The 20402-nt window shown below is 44.9% G+C and carries 17 protein-coding genes and 1 other RNA gene; 13 read left to right on the forward strand and 5 right to left on the reverse strand.

Features of this window, described 5'->3' with window-relative positions:
* Positions 1-223 precede the first annotated feature (223 nt).
* Both pncB and DWX57_RS07065 read left to right on the forward strand, forming a co-directional pair.
* Positions 224-1465 (forward strand): nicotinate phosphoribosyltransferase, encoded by a 1242-nt coding sequence (pncB, locus tag DWX57_RS07060; protein ID WP_120123344.1) that lies wholly within the window; start codon positions 224-226, stop codon positions 1463-1465.
* A 116-nt stretch (positions 1466-1581) separates the two neighbouring features.
* Positions 1582-2460 (forward strand): DegV family protein, encoded by an 879-nt coding sequence (locus DWX57_RS07065; RefSeq protein ID WP_120123346.1) that lies wholly within the window; start codon positions 1582-1584, stop codon positions 2458-2460.
* 233 nt (positions 2461-2693) lie between these two features.
* On the opposite strand, the gene DWX57_RS07070 is transcribed toward DWX57_RS07065, so the two are convergent.
* Together DWX57_RS07070 and DWX57_RS07075 are read right to left on the reverse strand one after the other, a co-directional pair.
* Positions 2694-3308 (reverse strand): Maf family protein, encoded by a 615-nt coding sequence (locus DWX57_RS07070; RefSeq protein ID WP_015534495.1) that lies wholly within the window; start codon positions 3306-3308, stop codon positions 2694-2696.
* A gap of 72 nt (positions 3309-3380) precedes the next feature.
* Positions 3381-4568, reverse strand: a complete 1188-nt coding sequence (locus DWX57_RS07075; RefSeq protein WP_117550013.1) for a pyridoxal phosphate-dependent aminotransferase — start codon at positions 4566-4568, stop codon at positions 3381-3383.
* Positions 4569-4999: 431 nt separating this feature from the next.
* Between DWX57_RS07075 and DWX57_RS07080 the strand changes: the two genes are divergently transcribed.
* From DWX57_RS07080 to DWX57_RS07110, 7 genes are all read left to right on the forward strand, one after another.
* A complete protein-coding gene (locus DWX57_RS07080) occupies positions 5000-5770 on the forward strand; it encodes a TatD family hydrolase (protein WP_117874372.1) in 771 nt (256 codons plus the stop codon).
* A 151-nt stretch (positions 5771-5921) separates the two neighbouring features.
* Positions 5922-6785: a 16S rRNA (adenine(1518)-N(6)/adenine(1519)-N(6))-dimethyltransferase RsmA gene (gene rsmA / locus DWX57_RS07085; RefSeq protein WP_120123348.1), complete on the forward strand. Its 864-nt coding sequence runs from the start codon at positions 5922-5924 to the stop codon at positions 6783-6785.
* Between the two features lie 88 nt (positions 6786-6873).
* Positions 6874-7872: a DUF6128 domain-containing protein gene (locus DWX57_RS07090; protein ID WP_117550018.1), complete on the forward strand. Its 999-nt coding sequence runs from the start codon at positions 6874-6876 to the stop codon at positions 7870-7872.
* 19 nt (positions 7873-7891) lie between these two features.
* Positions 7892-8401, forward strand: a complete 510-nt coding sequence (tadA, locus tag DWX57_RS07095) for a tRNA adenosine(34) deaminase TadA (protein ID WP_118017005.1) — start codon at positions 7892-7894, stop codon at positions 8399-8401.
* A 76-nt stretch (positions 8402-8477) separates the two neighbouring features.
* An RNA gene (gene ffs, locus DWX57_RS07100) (signal recognition particle sRNA large type) lies at positions 8478-8741 on the forward strand.
* 140 nt (positions 8742-8881) lie between these two features.
* Complete coding sequence (locus DWX57_RS07105; protein WP_015534503.1) at positions 8882-9472, forward strand: HD domain-containing protein; 591 nt, start codon at positions 8882-8884, stop codon at positions 9470-9472.
* A 40-nt stretch (positions 9473-9512) separates the two neighbouring features.
* Positions 9513-10007: a hypothetical protein gene (locus DWX57_RS07110; protein WP_015534504.1), complete on the forward strand. Its 495-nt coding sequence runs from the start codon at positions 9513-9515 to the stop codon at positions 10005-10007.
* A gap of 100 nt (positions 10008-10107) precedes the next feature.
* Here the strand turns inward: DWX57_RS07110 and DWX57_RS07115 are convergent, their stop codons facing one another.
* Both DWX57_RS07115 and DWX57_RS07120 read right to left on the reverse strand, forming a co-directional pair.
* Complete coding sequence (locus DWX57_RS07115) at positions 10108-11181, reverse strand: undecaprenyldiphospho-muramoylpentapeptide beta-N-acetylglucosaminyltransferase (RefSeq protein WP_118649552.1); 1074 nt, start codon at positions 11179-11181, stop codon at positions 10108-10110.
* Between the two features lie 20 nt (positions 11182-11201).
* Entirely contained in the window at positions 11202-11450 is a 249-nt protein-coding gene (locus DWX57_RS07120; protein ID WP_015534506.1) for a TIGR03905 family TSCPD domain-containing protein, read from the reverse strand.
* A gap of 253 nt (positions 11451-11703) precedes the next feature.
* Between DWX57_RS07120 and DWX57_RS07125 the strand changes: the two genes are divergently transcribed.
* Together DWX57_RS07125 and DWX57_RS07130 are read left to right on the forward strand one after the other, a co-directional pair.
* Entirely contained in the window at positions 11704-12402 is a 699-nt protein-coding gene (locus DWX57_RS07125) for a hypothetical protein (protein WP_120123350.1), read from the forward strand.
* An 85-nt stretch (positions 12403-12487) separates the two neighbouring features.
* Positions 12488-13465 carry a polysaccharide deacetylase family protein gene (locus DWX57_RS07130; RefSeq protein WP_243106188.1) on the forward strand — a complete coding sequence of 326 codons (978 nt, stop codon included), beginning with the start codon at positions 12488-12490 and terminating at the stop codon, positions 13463-13465.
* Between the two features lie 31 nt (positions 13466-13496).
* On the opposite strand, the gene DWX57_RS07135 is transcribed toward DWX57_RS07130, so the two are convergent.
* Positions 13497-14300, reverse strand: a complete 804-nt coding sequence (locus DWX57_RS07135) for a MerR family transcriptional regulator (RefSeq protein ID WP_022215997.1) — start codon at positions 14298-14300, stop codon at positions 13497-13499.
* Between the two features lie 215 nt (positions 14301-14515).
* On the opposite strand from DWX57_RS07135, the gene DWX57_RS07140 reads away from it, so the two are divergent.
* Positions 14516-18817, forward strand: a complete 4302-nt coding sequence (locus DWX57_RS07140; protein ID WP_120123352.1) for an MBG domain-containing protein — start codon at positions 14516-14518, stop codon at positions 18815-18817.
* Positions 18818-18965: 148 nt separating this feature from the next.
* Positions 18966-20321: a glucose-6-phosphate isomerase gene (locus DWX57_RS07145; protein ID WP_015534510.1), complete on the forward strand. Its 1356-nt coding sequence runs from the start codon at positions 18966-18968 to the stop codon at positions 20319-20321.
* The last annotated feature ends 81 nt before the right edge of the window (positions 20322-20402 follow it).

Genomic DNA, 20402 nt, shown 5'->3' on the forward strand with positions numbered 1-20402 from the left:
CGCCGTATAGCACAATATAAGAAATGCCTTGTTCATGCAAGCATGACAAGCCACTTCTTATATTGTGCTGCATGGCTCTGAACGGTAACATTATACAATACTATGTGTGATAGTTGCAAGGTAATAGTGCTTGACAGCGGGCTGTGTGCTAACTTATTATAAGTGGAAGTATTTTAACTTGCGTATACTTCCGTATTTCCGTGATATATGGCGGTTAAGCCGTATGTGTGGAGCGGATAAAAAGAGAAAGAAGAGTATAAAAATGGAAAGAATAATCACAAGCCTGCTTGAAACGGATATGTACAAGTTTAGTATGGGACAGGCGATTTACCATCAGTTCAGTGACTATAAGACAACATGGTCATTCAAGTGCAGGAATACTGACGTGTTCTTCACAAAGGAGATGGTTGATGAAATCAAAAGACAGATACAGCTCTACTGTGATCTGAGATTTACAGAGGAGGAGCTTGAGTATCTGCACAATATCAAGTGGATAAAGGGTTCTTATGTTGATTTTCTGAGACTCTGGAAGGCAAGATATGAGGACTTTGAGATATCAGATGACGCTGAGTGTGGACTGAAGATAGAGGCGAGAGGCACTTGGCTCAATACTTCCATGTATGAGATACCTACTCTGGCTATAGTGAATGAGGTCTATTTCAGAATGAACGATGACTATGATAAGCTGCTTGCATCATTCAGGGAGAAGCTTGATGAGAAGATCCGAAAAGTCGAGACCGGAGAGTATAACCTTGGAGCTTTCAGTGAGTTTGGACTCAGAAGAAGACTTTCGGCTGAAGCTCAGGAGCTTGCAGTCAAGGAACTCAGCAAGCGCAAGTATCCGGGTTCAACATTTGTCGGAACAAGTAATGTATATCTGGCAAGGAAGTATAATCTGGTTCCGGTTGGAACTATGGCGCATGAGTGGATCATGTGTGTTGGACAGGGTAATCATAAGCACAATCCTGCATATTCCAACTGGTATGCATTGGATGCATGGGTTAAGGAGTATGGAGTGCTGAACGGAACAGCTCTCACTGATGCCATCACAACAGATTGCTTCCTGAAGGATTTCCAGCTCACATATGCGACACTTTTCAGTGGGGTGAGACACGACAGTGGCGATCCTTATGAGTGGGGCGACAAGATGGTTCATCATTATGAGAAGCTTGGACTTGATCCAAAGACCAAGACACTTCTGTTCAGCGACAGCCTTGATTTCGAGAAAGCGGACAAACTTAACAGCTATTTCAAGGACAAGATCAAGGTTGCATTTGGAATAGGAACATATATATCCAACGATACGTGCGATGAACCGCTCAACATAGTTATGAAGACTACAGCATGTAACGGCATGGATGTTGCCAAGATATCTGATGATAAGGGCAAGGGTATGTGCAAGAACCCTGATTATGTTCATTATCTCAACAGATGTATCAAGTGGCGTATGGAGAATGATAAGTAAATTTTCATAAGGAGGGACCCACGTAAGTGGGAGGATTCCTTATGAAGCACGCAGACGCCGCGCGCAGCGCATTTTCATGCGTCTGCTCATTAGCAAAAAATGGAGTTTTGTGAATTATGGGAAAAATTATTATAATGACAGATTCTGCCAGTGACATTTCAGAGAATGAGGAGAAGGAGCTCGGCATCAAGATCATTCCTTTCCCGGTCGTGATAGGTGGCAAGTCTTATCTGAGCAGAGTCGATTTTGACAATGAGGGCTTCTACAAGCTCATGGCAGAGAATGATGATCTTCCAAAGACATCACAGATCACAGCGTACCAGTTCGGCGAGGTGTATAAGGAGCTGGTGGAGCAGGGTTACACGGATATTATATATGTAAGCATCAACAAGGATGGTTCTGCCTCATATGCAAATGCGCAGATGGCCGCAGATCAGTTCGAGGAGGAATATCCTGAGTGCGCCGGAAAGTGCAATATATATGTATTTGACGGAATAGGCTACAGCGGACAGTATGGATATCCTGTTATTGTGGCAGCGCGGATGGCGAAGGAAGGCAAGGATGCCAAGGATATCGTGTGGTATCTGAAGGATGAGCTCCCAAAGAGAAGGATATACTTCGGAATATATGGTCTTAAGTATGCCGCAAAGTCTGGAAGAATACCTAGTGCAGCGGCTCTGGTTGGAGATGCACTTGGCGTGAAGCCTATCATGAAGATCTGGGCAAATGAGATCGTGACAGCTATCAAGTGCCGCGGCGAGAAGAAGCTCATGGCAAAGATGGTGGATGTCACAGTGGAAGAGATGGATCCGGGTTCAGAGTACCAGATAGTATATGGTAACGATGAGACCGTAAGAGACGAGCTGACAGCCCGTATGACGGAGAAGGTTGGCTATGGCCCTTCAGATTACTTCCAGATCGGGGCAGCAGTTGCATCAAATGCGGGCCCGAAGGTCGTTGGAACTATCTTCAATGTGAAGAAAGAGCTTATGTAAGGATTCATGTAGGAATTATTTCTTATGGCACGATGGCGGATAAAAGTCTTTGTGCTGTTTATCGTGGAATTTAATAATATGTGCATAAAATTATCCCTTTTCAAGGAAATTTTGTTGAAAAGATACAAAATCTCAGATTTTGTGCCTTTTTCAAGATATTTTCCTCAAAAAGGGATAATTTAGTGTCGTAAAATAAATATAATTGCCATTTAGAGAAAATATTTCCAAACCATTCAAGAAATCAAATCATCAAGCTCGTGATACACCCTTGCGAGTGGCAGTCCGACAACATTGTTGTAGTCGCCCTCAATTCCCTTGACGAACAGACCGCCCTTGCCCTGAATTCCATAGCTTCCGGCTTTGTCAAACGGCTCATTTGTGGCGAGGTACTGGATTATCTCGTCGTGGGATACAGGATAGAAGGTGACATCCGTCTTCTCATAGAATGAGCTGGATGACTTGGCTCTTCCGTTCACATATATCAGACACACGCCGGTGTACACCTGATGCGTCTGGTCGGACAGACTGTTCAAGGTGTTGTATGCATCGTCGTAGTCGTAAGGCTTACCAAGAATCCTTCCGTTCAGCGATACAACAGTGTCTGCGCCGAGGACAACGAAGCGTTCAGGAAGCTTTTTAACCCGTCTTACAACATCCTGGGCGATGATCCTGTTGCACACTTCATCTGCCTTCTTCTTAGCCAGAAGCATTACATATTCAGATGGAGCCATAGGTTCAAGATCTTCATCAGAAAGACTTGGACACACATCGAAGTCGTATCCCGCCTGGGCCAGAAGTTCCTTTCTTCTAGGCGATCCCGAGGCGAGAATTATCTTTATGTTAGTCATATGCTATATCTCTATACTTTCCTAAAATAATTTTGTACAAACAAGATCTGTTATTGTCGTACACACAGATCATTATTTACACATCTTAATAGCCTTCTCAAACAGTGGCAGAGAGCGCTCAACCATATCTGTTGTAGTACAGTAAGCCAGTCTCATATGTCCCGGACACATAAAGCTGTCGCCAGGAACAAGGATCAGATCAAGCTCATGGGCAGTCATGTTACAGAACTCATTTGCATCTGCGATAGGAGTCTTAGGGAACATATAGAAGGTTCCGCCTGGCTCAACACACTCATATCCCATAGCTGTGAGCTCCTTGTACAGGATGTTCTTGTTCTTCTCGTAGATAGACAGATCAGAGGTCTCGTCAAGAACCCTTGCAACTCCGAGCTGTATCAGAGATGAAGGACAGTTGTGTCCTGTGAAACGTGATACCTGTCCGCACATGTTGATGATGAGTTCAGCGTCCTTGCACTTAGGATTTACAGCCACATATCCGATACGCTCTCCAGGCAGTGACAGTGACTTGCTGAATGAGTAGCAGCAGATGGTGTTGTCGTAGAACTTAGAGATGAACGGCGAATCAGTTCCCTCAAATACGATCTCTCTGTAAGGCTCATCTGATATAAGGTAAATGTCATGTCCGTACTCCTCCTGTTTCTCTGTGAGGATCTGGGCAAGATGTGTTATAGTCTCGGTTGAGTAGACGATTCCGGATGGGTTGTTTGGCGAGTTGATGAGGATTGCCTGAACATTTGGGTTCATCATCTCGAGGAATGCGTCAAAGTTGATCTGGAATGATGTAATGTCTGCTGGAACGACCTTGAGAACAGCACCGGTTCCGTCAACGTATGGAACATACTCAGGGAAGTAAGGCGCAAATGTGATGACCTCGTCACCCGGTTCTGTGACACATCTGATGGCGTGAGCCAGGGCTCCGGCAGCACCTGATGTCATGAAAATGTCCTCAGGAACATACTCCATGCCGAAACGGCGGTTCAGTGATTCTGCGACAGCCTTTCTTACAGAGTAGATGGTAAGTGTAGGGCTGTAGCCGTGAAGTGCCAGTGAATCCTCATTCTGGATAAGGTCGATAAGTCCCTTGTTGAAGTCATCCGTGGTAGGCACAGATGGATTGCCTATAGTATAGTTGAACACATTCTCAGCACCGATCTCAGCGGCACGCTTTGAAGCATACTGTGCAAATTCCCTGATGATGGAAGTGTTGTTTAACATTGATGAATATTTCTTTGAAATCATGAAAGTCCTCCTGTTATGTAAAATGTTATGATAAATATACATATAAAATCAATGCAATATGACACGTGTAATGTGGACACATATTATACGTTGATGTAATCTATGTGTACATCTATACATCACAATAAATATACAGTTTTGGACACAAAAAAACAAGAGGTAACAGAACGGGGAAGATCTGCTGCCTCTTGCAAAAAAATGAGGGGAGAGAGGATTCAAATAAATGAAAAACTCTTTACGATTGTTAGTATATTCAGGATTTGTGAAAAAAATGTGTTTAAAGATTAATCTATTTATAAAGATTAATAACTAATCATAAACAAATAATTAAACGTTCACAAAGTGCGGGTATTTCTGTATAATACAGCGTGACGGATACGATATTGCGGTACTATAAACAATGCATTAGTACCATAAGAGAGGTTTGAGATATGATATTTGAGACACATGGTCATTATGACGATACTCAGTTTGATGAGGACAGAGAACAGTTAATTGCAGAATTCCTTGAGAAGGATATAGACAAGGTCATGAACGTCGGAGCGGATATGCAGTCGTCGAGGAATTCGGTGGAGCTTGCCGCAAAATATCCGCATTTTTATGCGGCAGTCGGCGTACATCCGAGTGAGGTAGGAGAGCTGACGGAGGCGGATATACAGGAACTTAAGAGCATGGTGCAGGATAATCCAAAGGTTAGAGCCATAGGTGAGATAGGCCTTGATTATCATTTTGATGATGATCCCCCGAGGGATGTCCAGAAGAAATGGTTCGTCAGACAGCTTGAGCTTGCACAGGAGCTTGCCATGCCGATCATCATACACAGCAGGGACGCCGCGTCAGACACCATGGAGATATTGAAAAGAATGGATGGCGGCAGAAATGGCGGTGTGATACACTGTTATTCATACAGCGTAGAACAGGCAAGAGAATATATTAAGATGGGATTTAACATAGGGGTTGGCGGAGTAGTCACCTTCAAGAACAGCCGGAAGCTTCAGGAGGTCGTGGAGGACATCCCTCTGGAAAAGATAGTTCTCGAAACAGACTCCCCATACATGGCTCCGGTTCCATTCCGGGGAACAAGGAACTCTGCCCTCAACATACCTTATATAGCTGAGAAGATAACCGAGATCAAGGGCGTTCCGGTTCAGAAAGTGTATGACCAGACATACGCGAATGCCCTGAAAATGTACAAGATGTAATAAAAACGTAGATTACAGGCAATGGAGGTTTCGTAATGTGAATTGAGACCAGGACTTTGTGGTATTCCCCAGACAGGCATACCACAAAGTCCTGGTCGTGACACAAATCTTGATGAAACCTCCATTGTCTGGACGCAGGAAAGGACAAAGCATGGAGAAGTTAAGTAATCCACAGGTCACGATAGAGACGATAAAGAAATACGAATTTGCATTTCAGAAGAAGTTCGGTCAGAATTTCCTCATAGATGCCCATGTCATAAACAAGATAATCAGCGCGGCGGACATCACGAAGGACGACTGCGTTCTGGAGATAGGCCCGGGAATAGGAACCATGACCCAGTATCTTGCGGAGAGTGCCGGACAGGTTGTGGCGGTGGAGATAGATAAGAATCTTCTCCCTATTCTGGACGAGACCCTTGCGGAGTACGACAATGTGACCATCATCAACGATGACATACTGAAGGTGGATATCAACAAGATCGTGGAGGAGAGAAATGGCGGCAGGCCTATCAAGGTGGTTGCGAATCTTCCATACTATATAACCACACCGATCATCATGGGACTTTTCGAGAAGCATGTGCCGCTTCTCTCGGTGACGGTCATGGTGCAGAAGGAGGTTGCGGACCGCATGCAGGTGGGCCCGGGAACCAAGGATTACGGAGCACTGTCCCTGGCAGTTCAGTATTATGCCGAGCCGTATATAGTGGCAAATGTTCCGCCAAACTGCTTTATACCGAGACCGGGTGTGGGCTCAGCGGTCATCAGACTGAACAGATACCAGGAACCGCCGGTCAAGGTGAAGGACGAGCAGCTCATGTTCCGGCTGATAAGAGCATCATTTAACCAGAGAAGAAAGACTCTTCAGAACGGCATAGCCAACAGCGGAGAACTGTCATTTACCAAGGAGCAGATCGCAAAGTCTTTGGAATCCCTTGGAATATCAGCAAATATCCGTGGAGAAAGTTTGAGTCTGGCGGAATTTGCAGCTTTGAGCGACATTCTCACGGACAAATAATGTCATAGGTGGTGAGACAGAATCATAGATAATTGATAAAGCCCCCGGAAAAGGACGCAGAATTCCGGAAGGGAGAGGAGGATTATCTATGGTGTACTGGAACCGATTTATATCGTATATTTACAGGTATCACGACGGACACAAATGTGAAAATTCAGGATTTGCCAAGGTGGCAAAGGTGGGGAGAACGGGAAGACTCACGGTTGGACTGAGAAACGGAATGAACAGCAGAGAGGAAATCTATGGCGTGTTCATTTACAGGGAGACGCTGGCCGACGAAGGCGCAGTGGGCGGTGAACAGACAAATGAACCCGTGATGATCCCTCTGCCGGTGCTCGTCGGTAAGATGAGACTCAGAAATGGACACGGTGAGGAGTGCTTCTCATTCTGCTGGGATGATGTCATGGAGAGCGGACGGCCTGTGACTGCATTTGCCGGTATCGTCATAAGGCGTATACAGCCGGATGGAAATATGGGGCAGGAGTATTACGACAGCGATATATTCTGTTCGTCCTGGACGGACAGTGTGATAGATTATTCCAGAATGTGGGATGCGAAACGTGCGGGCCGCGATGCTGAGGAACTGAGCGAGGCGGTGAGAGAGGCCTCCATAACAGATACGGTCACGGCAGAGTTGGAGCTTGAGAGCTGTGCTGCACCGGCGGAGCCTGTATGTTCTGATGAGGTCGAGACCTCCGAGACCGGAACGGCGATAGACAAAATGTTTGAGAACTATGAACGTCTGCCACTTCTTCCGGGAAGCTCCCTGGATGACGGGCTGGACAGCGTCATAGAGAGCGTGAAGATATCCCCGAATGACATAGGTCTGCTGGACATGTGCAACTGGAAGCTCGGGGTGAACAGCTTCCTGACACACGGGTATTACAGCTACAAATACCTGATGTTTGGCAAAGTCATATTTTCCCCAGATGATGACCGCGTCAGTTACATACTTGGAGTTCCGGGGGTGTATTCCTCGAGGGAGAAATACCTTGCCGGGATATTTGGATTTGACAGATTCGTGCCGGAGAAGGAGACACATATCAAGACCGGCAGCTTCGGCTACTGGATAGTGGATATAAGATAGGAAGAAGAGGATAAAGAGAATGGAAGATACCAATATAGATGAGCTGACGCCGGAGGAGCGGCGTATCCATGAGAAGTATATGGGTAAAGCCATAGCCCAGGCAAAGAGGGCTTATGCAAATGGCGATGTTCCGATAGGCTGTGTCATAGTCCACGATGACAGGATAATCGCAAGGGGCTTCAACAAGAGAAATCTGAAAAAGACCACACTTGCACATGCGGAGATACTGGCCATAGAACAGGCGTCAAAGAAGCTCGGCGACTGGCGGCTGGAGGAGTGCACAATGTATGTGACCCTTGAACCGTGCCAGATGTGTGCCGGGGCCATAGTGCAGGCCCGTATCCCAAATGTGGTGATAGGATGCATGAATCCCAAGGCCGGATGTGCGGGCTCCATAATAAACCTGCTGGACATGAAACAGTTCAATCATCAGGTTGAGGTTATACGTGGTGTGCGGCAGGATGAATGCAGTGAGATGATGAAGAGCTTTTTTCGCGACCTGAGACAGGGAAAAGCGAAGAATGCTTGACGGCGGGCGGCATGTCAGATATAATGTAGCCTGCGGTGCATCTTGTGCACAGCCAATTAAATATGTTTTAAAGTTTCCATGCAACCGGGGAGGTAGCGGCGCCCTGTACCTGCAATCCGCTATAGCAGGGGTGATGGTCTTCCGGAGGGGTGGCCGCTGTAGGGCTGCCCTCAGTAAGTGATGTTGATGTCTGGGTCTCGCGCAACAGGAATCTTCGAACCGTGTCAGGTCGGAGACGAAGCAGCACTAAGGGGAATCTCCTGTGTGCCGTGAGGGTGCCTGGGCTGAGTTAACTGCTGAGGTAACGTCTATGGTGACGCTTCGAAGGAAGATCGCATGGATTTTTTTATTTTTAACATTATTTATTAAAAATTTAAAAAAATATAGCAAAATCCCACAAAAGATGTTATCATCAAGTATGATACTTTTGCAGTGTTATTATGCGCTGCAGAATAGTGATTTCCAAGGGGCGAAACGGATATGAATTACGCTGAAGTAATTGATTTTGTAAAGGAACAGACAGCCGTTAACGGCAGGCCGCCTAATTATCCATTCAGGAGCAGATTTGAACATACTATGCGGGTGTATAGATGGGCGATAAAGCTTCAGTCGAAGTTAGGTGGAGATCTGGATATAATAGTTCTCGCGGCACTTCTTCATGATGTGGGCTGGGATGACGAGAGACCACATGGGGAGGTCGGAGCAGAGATAGCTGTCAATTATCTTGACAGTCTGGGAGTCGATCCACAGAAGATAGCCAAGATAGGCGAGATAATCATGATCCATGAGGAGAAGGATACTGATGCAGATTTGTCACTTGAGTGCAGGATAGTTATGGATGCAGACCTGTTGGATGAAGTGGGAGCGATCAGTGTTCTGTGGGATTCCATGGCTACGGCTATAGAGGACGAGGCAAGCTATAAGCGCGCATATTACAGAATCAAGAATTTTTATAAGATCAATAAACCAAAGATCAAGAGATGTAAGACGGAGGCTGGACGACTTGAGTACAGCAAACGCATGCAGCTCCTTGAGGATTTCATATTCCAGCTTGAGAAAGAACTGTTCTAGTATCGATTGATGAATTTGATTGTGGATAGGAGAGATAATTATGAAGACATTTGTTAAGATCCTTGTAGCCATTATTGTGGTAGCAGCTATCTGTGGCGGTGTGTATCTGGTTCTTCCTGAGACAGCTCAGATATTTGTAAAGGGTAATATTCAGTATCGTACTAACGATGAAGCAAAGGACAAGATAGACAGCCTTAAGAAGAATGAGATCGTCTATACAGATGTACAGAGCAACGGAACAGAGAAGAAGGTTCCTACAGGTGTTACATATGGAGACGCTCTTGATAAGAAGGCCAAGACAACAGTATGGTATTATGAGGACACAACAAACGGTGGATTCAGAATCACATATTATGGAACAAAGGTCAGCATGGATCTTGCAAAGTATGGTTCAGATGGAACATATATAGACAAGACACTGAAGGCAGTATTTGATTTCCCTGCAGGCGGAAAGAGTACAGTTACATTGTACATAGGAGATGAGCAGTGTGACGATGCGATGAAGGCTGCTGTACTTCAGGCTCTGGCTAACTAATAATAGTTAATATACAATAAAACTCCACACCGACTATGATTTAGACGGTGTGGAGTTTTATTTTGCATTTTTATAATTGCTTTTGCAGATCTTATGCAGATCAGTCGTGGTCGTTTACGAGATCCTCTATCATGTTGATGATGATTCCCGTTGAGTCGGTCAGGTTGCTGGACTCCATAGCCTGGATATATTTCTCTTTGTTGTTGTACACTTCATTTATTCCGGCGAACAGGGAATCTGTGTTCAGCTCTTCCTCCTGTATCACATAGCTGTATCCGCTCTTCTCAAATGACTGGGCGTTGAGAATCTGATCACCTCTTGATGCAGCCTTTGACAGAGGAATGAGGATGTTCGGTTTTCTGAGTGCGAGAAGCTCACAGATGGCATTGGCTCCTGCACGTGAGATGATGATATCGCACAGTGCAAGCATGCTTGCAAGTTCCTTCTTTACATATTCGTACTGGACATAGCCCTTCTTATCCTTGAGGGATTCATCCAGATTGTCCTTGCCGCACAGGTGGATGACGTTGAAGGTCTCCAGAAGACGGTCGATATTGTCTCTTATTGCGTTGTTGATTATGACGCTTCCTGAACTTCCGCCCACGATAAGGAGAACAGGCTTGTTGTCAGTGAAACCGCAGTAGTTATATGCAAATGCGGAATCGCCTCGGAAAAGTTCCTCTCTGATAGGGGTTCCGGTTACGACTGCCTTGCCCTCAGGGAAGAGATCCTTTGTCTCAGGGAAGTTACAGCATACCTTTGTCGCCTTTGGAAGGGCGAGCTTATTTGCAAGGCCGGGAGTCATATCTGATTCGTGTATCACCACAGGGATACCTGCTGAGTGTGCGGCAAATACCACAGGGACTGTGACAAATCCTCCCTTTGAGAATACTACATCAGGCTTGAGCTCTTTCATGAGCTTCTTTGCTTCAGATATTCCTTTAAGTACCTTGAACGGATCTGAGAAGTTCTTCATTGAGAAGTATCTTCTGAGCTTTCCTGAAGCTATGCCGTGATAAGGGATGCCCATATCTTCTATAAGTTTTTTCTCCATGCCGTCATATGAACCGATGTACTGGATGTCATATCCGTGCTTCTTCAGCTCCGGCATAAGTGCCATGTTTGGTGTGACATGACCTGCTGTACCGCCGCCTGTCAATATAATTCTCTTCATAATGATTGTTAATCCTCCTGTTACTGTGCTGAAGCCAGATACTGCTTGAGTGCCTGAGCCAGTTGATCCGGGCATGAAGTCGGCTTGAAACCGCAGGTTGTGCCCTCGAGTCTGGCGATGACGTCCTCTGGCTTCATGCCTTCTACGAGAGCTCCGATACCCTTGAGGTTACCATTGCATCCTCCGGTGAACTTTACATCATGCAGCCTGCCATCGATGACGTCAAAGTTGATCTCGACAGAGCAGGTTCCTTTAGTCTTATAAACCATAACAATACCTCTTTTCTATTGTACTTAACCAATCATTTTAATATTCGCTGATACATTCTAAGATGTATGTATCCTGCTTTTTTCATCTTGAAGTATATCAAAAGAGCATGCAAAAGACAAACATTTGTCGAGCGAAAATAATTGTATACCCCGGAATGTCGCTCATATAATACTACCATCCGGACCGGCCAAACGGATGTGGGGTTAAGCCCTGACAGGATATGATCGAATAATTGAAAAGAGAGGGAAAACTATGTTTGAAATTTTGTTGAATCAGAATGTGTGTATGTATGTGATGATAGTGTGTGGGTGTATAGGGCTGACAGGACGGGCTGTGATGAGCAGTTATCTTGCAAGACTGGCAAAGGCGGCTGAGCGCATGGGAACGACGCGGAAAAAACCATTGATGGAGATGCGCAGGCGGTATGAGGATATAACATCGCTGGATGTGAACATACATGACACTGCCGCATTTGTGGACAAGTACATAGACAGGCTGAAGATAGGTTTTATACCGATAAATGTGTGGAATGGATTTGTGAAAAATATGGGAGTGGCCGCAGCTGGGACAGGCATATTTGCAGCGGCGTATCAATATTATGTAGTAGGCGATGGCGTGGAGACATTGAAGATGCTGGGGTGTGGACTGGCAACCTGCATAGTGCTGGTGGCTGCTCATAACCAGTGGAATTGTGAATGGCATATGAGGACTCTGCGTGACAGCGCCAGAAATTATCTGGGCAACAGCCTGGCAAACAGATTGAAAAAGGAAGAAGAGAAACAGACGACGAAGCAGGATACTGTTGAGGCCATGGCAGCATGCAGTGAGACAGATGAAAATGACAGGATAAAAAGAAAGGCGAAGCCTGCGCGGAAAGCACAGCGGAGTGATAAGTCAGATTATGATGCTCTGCTTGACGGAATAATGAAGAAAATGCTTGCGGACGGATAGCAGGGGTGTTGATGAGCAGGTGCGTGGCAGATGAAATGTAGGTGAAAGCCGCCTGCAGAAGCCAATAAATTCAGGATGGTAGATAGTGAGAAAGCTGTACTTGATAGCAGGACTGTATGCTGCCTGCGTGATTGGAGCCGTGCTCAGCGGATGCTCCATATATGACAAGGAGGATCTGTCCAAGATGGTGGCGACTCCGGGGGACGCAGAGTGTCAGGCGGACGGTGCGAAGAATGGGGAAGGTGATGCGGAAGGAAAAGAAAAATCGGGAGACAAGACGGAAGATGCGGAGAGTAACACGGACACAGACGGGGAGAGTCAGGGTGAGGATATGACCAGACTAAGGGATTACAGCCAGATATCGACAAAGAAATATTCATGGTACATAGTGCGGGACAAAAATCATGGAATGAGTGGCTGTGACAACAGCTTTCCGCTGGAGCAGTACGATGCGTTCTACGTGGACAGAGTGTGTGCTGAGAAGAATGAAAAGGTGATGTATCTGACATTTGACTGTGGGTACGAGAACGGATATACAGAGCAGATGCTGGATGTGCTCAAAAAGCACAATGCAAAGGGCTGCTTCTTCGTGACGATGACTTACATAAGGGACAATCCGGATATAGTAAAGAGGATGAAGGAGGAGGGACATCAGGTGGGAAACCACACGGTGCATCATCCGTGCATGCCGGAGAAGAGTGTGGAGGAGCAGAAAAGTGAGTTAAAGGAGTGCTCAGACTTTATGAGGAATGAAACTGGGTATGAAATGGATATGTATTTCAGACCGCCGAGCGGTGAGTACAGTGAACAGGTTCTGCAGCTGGCTAAGGATATGGGGTATAAGACCATATTCTGGAGTATGGCTTACCTTGATTATGATGTGAACAATCAGCCGGGGACGGACTATGTCATTGATCATTTTGCGAAATATCATCATCCGGGAGCCATTCCTCTCATACACAATGTGTCGTCGTCCAATGCGCAGGCACTTGATACGGTTCTCACAAACCTGGAGAAGGAGGGATATGAGTTCAGGTCTTTGAATGAGATGAAAATTGAATAGTGGTATCAGAAACAGAAGCTCTCTGTGCGGATCATGCCGATCCGAACGGAGAGCTTTTGTGTATTGGCAGTGCGATCTGTGTGATATAAGCATCTTTATTTGCTCCGTGGGTTGGAGGACCCTCCATAAATGAATTGCGAAAATAACCACAAGTAGCAAGATTGTTTTCTTTTGCATAGTCCAATAGTTTCTTCTGGACAGTGTCGAAATTTTCATATGGACCACGGTGGTATATACAGATAGCTGCAGTCTGTGGAAGTTTTTTTATGTGTTCGTCATTGGTGTCAGGATCTGCTGCGACAGGTATGACATATCTTCCTTCGGATGTTGATTCGACAAAAACCTCTGTACACATTTTGCCTGTGGTGTCCAGTTGGTATTTTTTTGTTGCCTCGATAAAGGTCTTGCGCAGATCTTCAGTTTTTCTGGCCAGATCAGAGTCTTTGAACTCCTGACAAAATGCAGTGAATGAGGGAAGAGTGATAAAACGGATCTCCGGTTCTGATGTCTGGGACTGACGCAGCTGAAGCTGGGCTATGCACAGATCCAGCTGGGAACGGAGCGTAGTCATACGTTCAATGACATCCTCAAGCTTTTCGGTATTATTGAAGTACTTGTTAATCTCGGATAGCGATAATCCTAGTCCCTGAAGAACTTTTATAATTCGTATATGTACGATGTTATCGGCAGAGTAGTAGCGGAAACCGCTGCTCTCATTTTTGTATGCGGGTGTCAGAAGCCCCAGGTCTTCGTAGTTTAACAGCATTCTTCTTGTCACTCCAAGCATTTTGGTGACTTCGCCAATTTGATATAGATTTTTATTTGCGTGATTCATATGATTCCCCTTCTCTTAAAAATAGACAAAAAAAATTGTGAATATTGCATAAATACCGCAAAAATATTGTTGACTTGAACATTGATGTACGAATTATAATTATCATAAATTGTTAAAGGAAAAGAGTCAAGAATTAACAGGAGGTAATGGTTGCAGAGAGAAAACATTAACGGACACACGAAAAAGAGGTTTTATTGAGAAAGAGAGGGAAGTGTATGAAAGAAAGAATTCTATGCAGAAAAGTTATGGCATGGCTCATGACAGCTTTCATGGTCATAACGTGTTTGATTTCGATAGGTGGTAAGAATACTGCCTACGCAGCGGCTATGGAGAATATCAAGGTAACAGACGTGGATATAAGCACAGATGGACATATGAGAGGTCTCAAGTGGGGGTGGACAACCAGCGGTTATGCCAGCGCGAGCTGCAAGCTTGGCATTCAGTCTGAGAAGTTCACGACTGGAGATCTCACAAACTTTGGTGATTATCTGAGCAGCCATAGGTACAGTGGATGGGCGAGTGCCGAGTCACCTGAAGGCTGCGGATTTAAAGGCTGGATAACAGAGAACTCGTTCTCAAGGAGTTCAGGTACATATGACAGAACGGATACCATTTCCGGAGAGGGAATAGATATGGGTACCACGGGTGTGTATTATCTGTATACGTGGACATATTATAATGGTTATGTATTCCCTGATATTTACATAGGAAGTATTGATCTGAATGCTGGCAAGATCGTGGACGCCAGCGGCAATGAAATAACATTTCAGATCGGTGGCTTTTCAGGCGGAGGCAATACAGATCCTTCGGAGGAAGAAGTTGTATTCATGAACAATGGATATCCATATGGCAAGAATATGACGAATAGTTCAATCACTCTCGTTATGGACGTGACAGGGGAAGCTGCAACATATCAGTGGCAGAGCGCAACCAGTAAGCGTGGATCATTTACAGATATTGAAGGTGCAAATGGAAGTACATATACGTTCACCCCGACTCATGGATACTGGTACAGGTGCGTGGTGGATGGTACAGCCAGCAGAGCGGTAAAGGCAGTTATCCCTACCAGTGACAATGGAAATACGTGGACAAAGCCAAATACTTGCTGGTATATAAGCAATGGAGTTATGGCCTATATGGCCAATGGCAATGGGTTTGATATTGTTGGCTTGTATACCAAGGACGGAAAGAACTATATGCTTGGAACAAGCTACGACAAAGTATGGAGATTGTACAGCAGAAGCGATTCAGAGCCTTCAGCAGAAACGGCTACATCACAAGTATCTGTGGCTTCGCTTGCAGCTCTAAGATTGTCGTTTGATCCTATGAATACTCACGATCTGATTTTTGATGCTGAACTTGGTGAGGGACAGCACTCATTCGCTATAGGAGCTGACGCGAATATTGGAAATGAAATTACAAGCTCTGACAGTGCAGATGAAGCGGTGCTTGCTGCCACTGTCAAGAATGGTGAATTACAGCAGATAGCGATGATGGGAGTTGCTAAAGCGGCGGATGCGGCAGATGATACTCCATCATTTGTTCTTGCCCCTATAACACAGGCAAGTAATTACTGGATCGGGGGCTATGATTCCAGAAGAATATTTGAGTACAATACAGGTTCATCAAGCTACATAAAGGAAACTGCTGAAATAAATGGTCAGAATGCTGCATCCCTGGTTGAAGGAATAGATTCGGGATTGACAATGTCATGGACAAATGTTGAAGATGGCGGACATATAGGTTTCAAATTCAGCGTTGGAGCGGTGGCTGATGTAGGAGCAGTTACAGGACAGGTTGATTATATAACAGAAAATCTGACAGATCTTGATGGCGATACTTCATATATCATCACTGTTGATGGCGAGTCATATGAAATTGTGAGTGATATGTATGGTGATATAGCCCTTGAGGGAACAGATGATAACGACGTATCATATAGTTTGTTTGGTAAAAATATAAGTATCAGCAAGAAGGACAGTCAGGATACACCTGCTGATATAACTGTTGCAGCAAGACCGGAGGCGCCATCTGCACCGAAGACTCTTGCAGACATACAGAATCCAACACCAGCTGATATGGAAAGTGCTGCAGACGGCGAAGGCATTGAGATAGTAAGCGTGACTGGTGATTCTGTGACAGTAAGCCCGCTTGGCGGACAGCAGTATCAGTATTCGATGGATGGAGCGGCCTGGACAGTTCTCGATGATCTGAATGTGTCAGATAATTATGTTATCTCAGGACTTGAAGAGAATCAGAGGGTATATGTTCGCACAAGATACGTGGCTAATACGACAAAACCAGCTTCATTGTGGTCAGATGCCAAGGCAGTCTCACGTGATCTGATCGCCGGAGTAACTGCGGAAGATACAACCTGCACTTACGATGGATTGATACATAGCCCATCTGTTACAATTGCAGATGGCCTGGATGGAGCTTCTATCAGTTATTCATTGGCAGCAGATGAGCCGTACACACAGACGGTTCCAGAACTTAAAAATGCCGGAACATATAAGGTGTATTACCTTGTTACAGCAGATGAGTGTTCACCGGTATTTGGCGATGTGACTGTGACTATCGAAAAGAAAACGATCACAGCGGATAAGGTAATTGTTGATGAAAATGCATATATACAGGGAATCCAGTTCTCAGGATTGCTGGATGGAGATGAACTTGTATATGACGAGGATTATACTGTAGTACTGTGGGACGTTACACCTGGAATAGAGACGGTTGTAACTACATACAGATTTGGGCTTGCAACTACGGGTAATGCAGCCAATTACATACTTCAGAACAAGTCATGGGATATGGTTCATTATCATGACTGGACGTATGAGATAAAAGAAGGCCACAGTAACAAGATAATTGCATATTGCAATGAAACTGAGAATCCGGCACACTGCGCATATCAGGGCAGAAACGAGGCGGTCAGCTGTACTGTGACAGCAGAAAGCAGAGCGTATGACGGCACAGAATATGCAGGTGCAGTTGTTAATAACTGGATAACAGAGAAGACCGGAGAGGCAGCTGTTACATATTATGAGGGAACAGGCGATACCGATTATCCGGAAAATGAGAATGCGCCGGTAAATGCAGGTACTTATAAGTTTGTTGTGAAGATAGCTGATGTTACGGCTTATGCAGAATTTGAAATACAGAGACTTGATCAGAATGTTGAATTTGATGTAATCGATTACACATTTGGCGACAGTGTAGAGGCTCCAGAGGTTACAGGAGCACAAGAGGATCCTGTTATAGAGTATTACTACACAACAGAGAACAGCAACACGGATGGAACATTGTGGGAGAACTCCAGATCGGCAGATCCGGGCACATATTATATGTATGCCAAGGTTTGTGCTACAACCAATTACAATGAGTATGTAACACAACCGGTTCAGTTCACAGTTGCAAAGAGAGAGATAATTCCAGCAGCAACAACTCTCAAAGTAGGCAAGGTGGCAGCAAAGACATATGGAGGTGCAAAGTTTGCCCTCAATGTGAAGTGCAGTAGAAATGACAAGAAAACATTTACAAGCAGCAATACAAAGGTTGTCAAGGTGGATGGCACAGGCAAGGTAACTATAGTTGGTGCAGGCAAGGCGGTTGTGACAGTATCCGTTGCGGCAAATCAGAACTATAAGGCAGCAGCTGCAAAGGTTGCGATCACGGTAAACAAAAAAGCCATCAGAGTAACTGCAAATGACGCATCTAAGTATGAAGGCAAGGCGGATCCGAAGTTTACATTTACAGCGGAGGGACTTGTTGGCAAGGATAAGCTTACAGGAATTGTTCTCAAGAGAGCTGCTGGTGAGAAGTCCGGAACATACACGATCACAGCAAGCCAGAAGAAGGGTGCAAATCCAAACTACAATATAACATTTGCCATTGGCCGTCTTGTTATAAAGAAATCTCCAAATGTTGAACCTAGTGGAACAGAACTCTATAAGAAGACACTTCCGTTCTTCCTTATGAAAGGAAAGGGAACAGGAACAAGAATAGATCTGACATGGGATAAGGTCAAAGGTGCAACAGGATATGATGTATACTGGTCATACTGTAATGGAAAGAACAACTTCAATAAGCTTGCTAATGTACCGAAGTCCCAGAAATATGCCGATAAGAACCTCAATAATAAGAGAGAATACAAGTATTTTACAGTCGCATACAAGATGTCGGGTGGCAAGAAGGTATATCTCGGCAGGACAAATACAGTCCATGTTGCAATGCCTTATGCAGCAAAGACAAATGTCCTGAAAGTTACTGTGAACAAGACCAAGGCTAACCTTGCAAAAGGTAAAACATTTAAGATCACCAAGAAGGTTAAGCTTGAGAATCCAAAGAAGAAGGCGTTAAACCATCTTACGAAGAAGGAAAGGTTCATAACATCCAATGCAAAGGTGGCAACTGTTTCATCTGCAGGAGTTATAAAGGCAGTGCGTAAGGGCACATGTACGGTTTATGTAATGTCTGAAAATGGTGTTTGTGCAAAGATCAAAGTGACGGTTAAGTAGTGCTTTAGACATGGTTATAATTGAAAACTCCTCCAAACCGGTTGTGGCTTTGGGGGAGTTTTTTGAGATTAATAGTTGATTATGGTATACCTATTTGCTAAAATTGATTCAATGTGAAAAATTTAATACAAGTAAGGAGAGAAAACAAATGGCACAGACAGTAAGTTTCGATTTTAAGAATGCAAAAGCCATGGCTACAGACGCTGATATCGCAGCAATCAAGGATCAGGTAGTAGCTGCAAAGGCAACACTTGTAAACAAGACCGGTGAGGGAAATGATTTCCTTGGATGGATCGACCTTCCAGTAGACTATGACAAGGAAGAGTTTGCGAGAATCAAGAAGGCAGCAGCTAAGATCCAGGCAGATTCAGACGTGCTTGTAGTAATCGGTATCGGTGGTTCTTACCTGGGTGCAAGAGCAGCCATCGAAGCTTTAAGACACAGCTTTTATAATTCAGTTGACAAGTCAATCCGTAAGACTCCTGAGATCTACTATGCAGGATCAAACATCAGCAGCACATACATGGCTCATCTGCTTCAGGTGATCGGTGACAGAGATTTCTCTATCAACATCATCTCCAAGTCGGGTACAACAACAGAGCCTGGTATCGCTTCAAGAATCTTCAAGAAGAAGCTTGTTGAGAAGTATGGCAAGGAGGGCGCAGCAAAGAGAATCTACGCCACAACGGACAAGGCAAAGGGAGCTCTCAAGACACTTGCAACAGAGGAAGGCTATGAGACATTTGTAGTTCCTGATGATGTAGGAGGACGTTTCTCAGTTCTCACAGCAGTTGGTCTTCTGCCAATAGCAGTAAGCGGTGCTGATATAGATAAGCTTATGGAAGGCGCAGCTTCAGCAAGAAAGGATTGTCTTGCACAGGACTTCGACGATTCAGATGCTATGAAGTACGCAGCAGTAAGAAATGTACTGTACAACAAGGGTAAGTCAATCGAGATCCTTGCTAACTTTGAGCCAGCACTTCACTATGTATCAGAGTGGTGGAAGCAGCTCTACGGCGAGAGCGAGGGTAAGGATGGCAAGGGACTTTTCCCAACAGCTACGGACTTTACAACAGACCTTCATTCACTTGGACAGTTCATCCAGCAGGGTTCACAGAACCATTTCGAGACAGTTATCAATGTTGTTAACCCAACATGTGAGATTGTTATGGAGGAAGAGGACTCAGATCTTGATGGACTTAACTATCTTGCAGGCAAGACAGTTGATTTTGCAAATAAGAGTGCTATGAACGGAACTATCCTTGCACACGCAGATGGTGGAATTCCTATCATCCAGATCAACATCGACAAGATTGATGAGTTCACTCTCGGTGAGCTGTTCTACACATTTGAGTTTGCATGTGGTGTGAGTGGATACACACTTGGTGTAAATCCATTCAATCAGCCAGGTGTTGAGAGCTACAAGAAGAACATGTTTGCTCTTCTCGGCAAGCCGGGCAACGAGGAGCTTGGCAAGAAGCTTCTTGCAAGAATCAACGGTTAATAGATCTTTACAGATTAATATATAAGAGATGCAGGTGTGTTTTGCCACACCTGCATTTTTTTGCAATTCTATATTTCTTGT

This window comes from Coprococcus sp. AF19-8AC (assembly GCF_003603115.1).
Taxonomy (GTDB): Bacteria; Bacillota; Clostridia; order Lachnospirales; family Lachnospiraceae; genus Coprococcus; species Coprococcus aceti.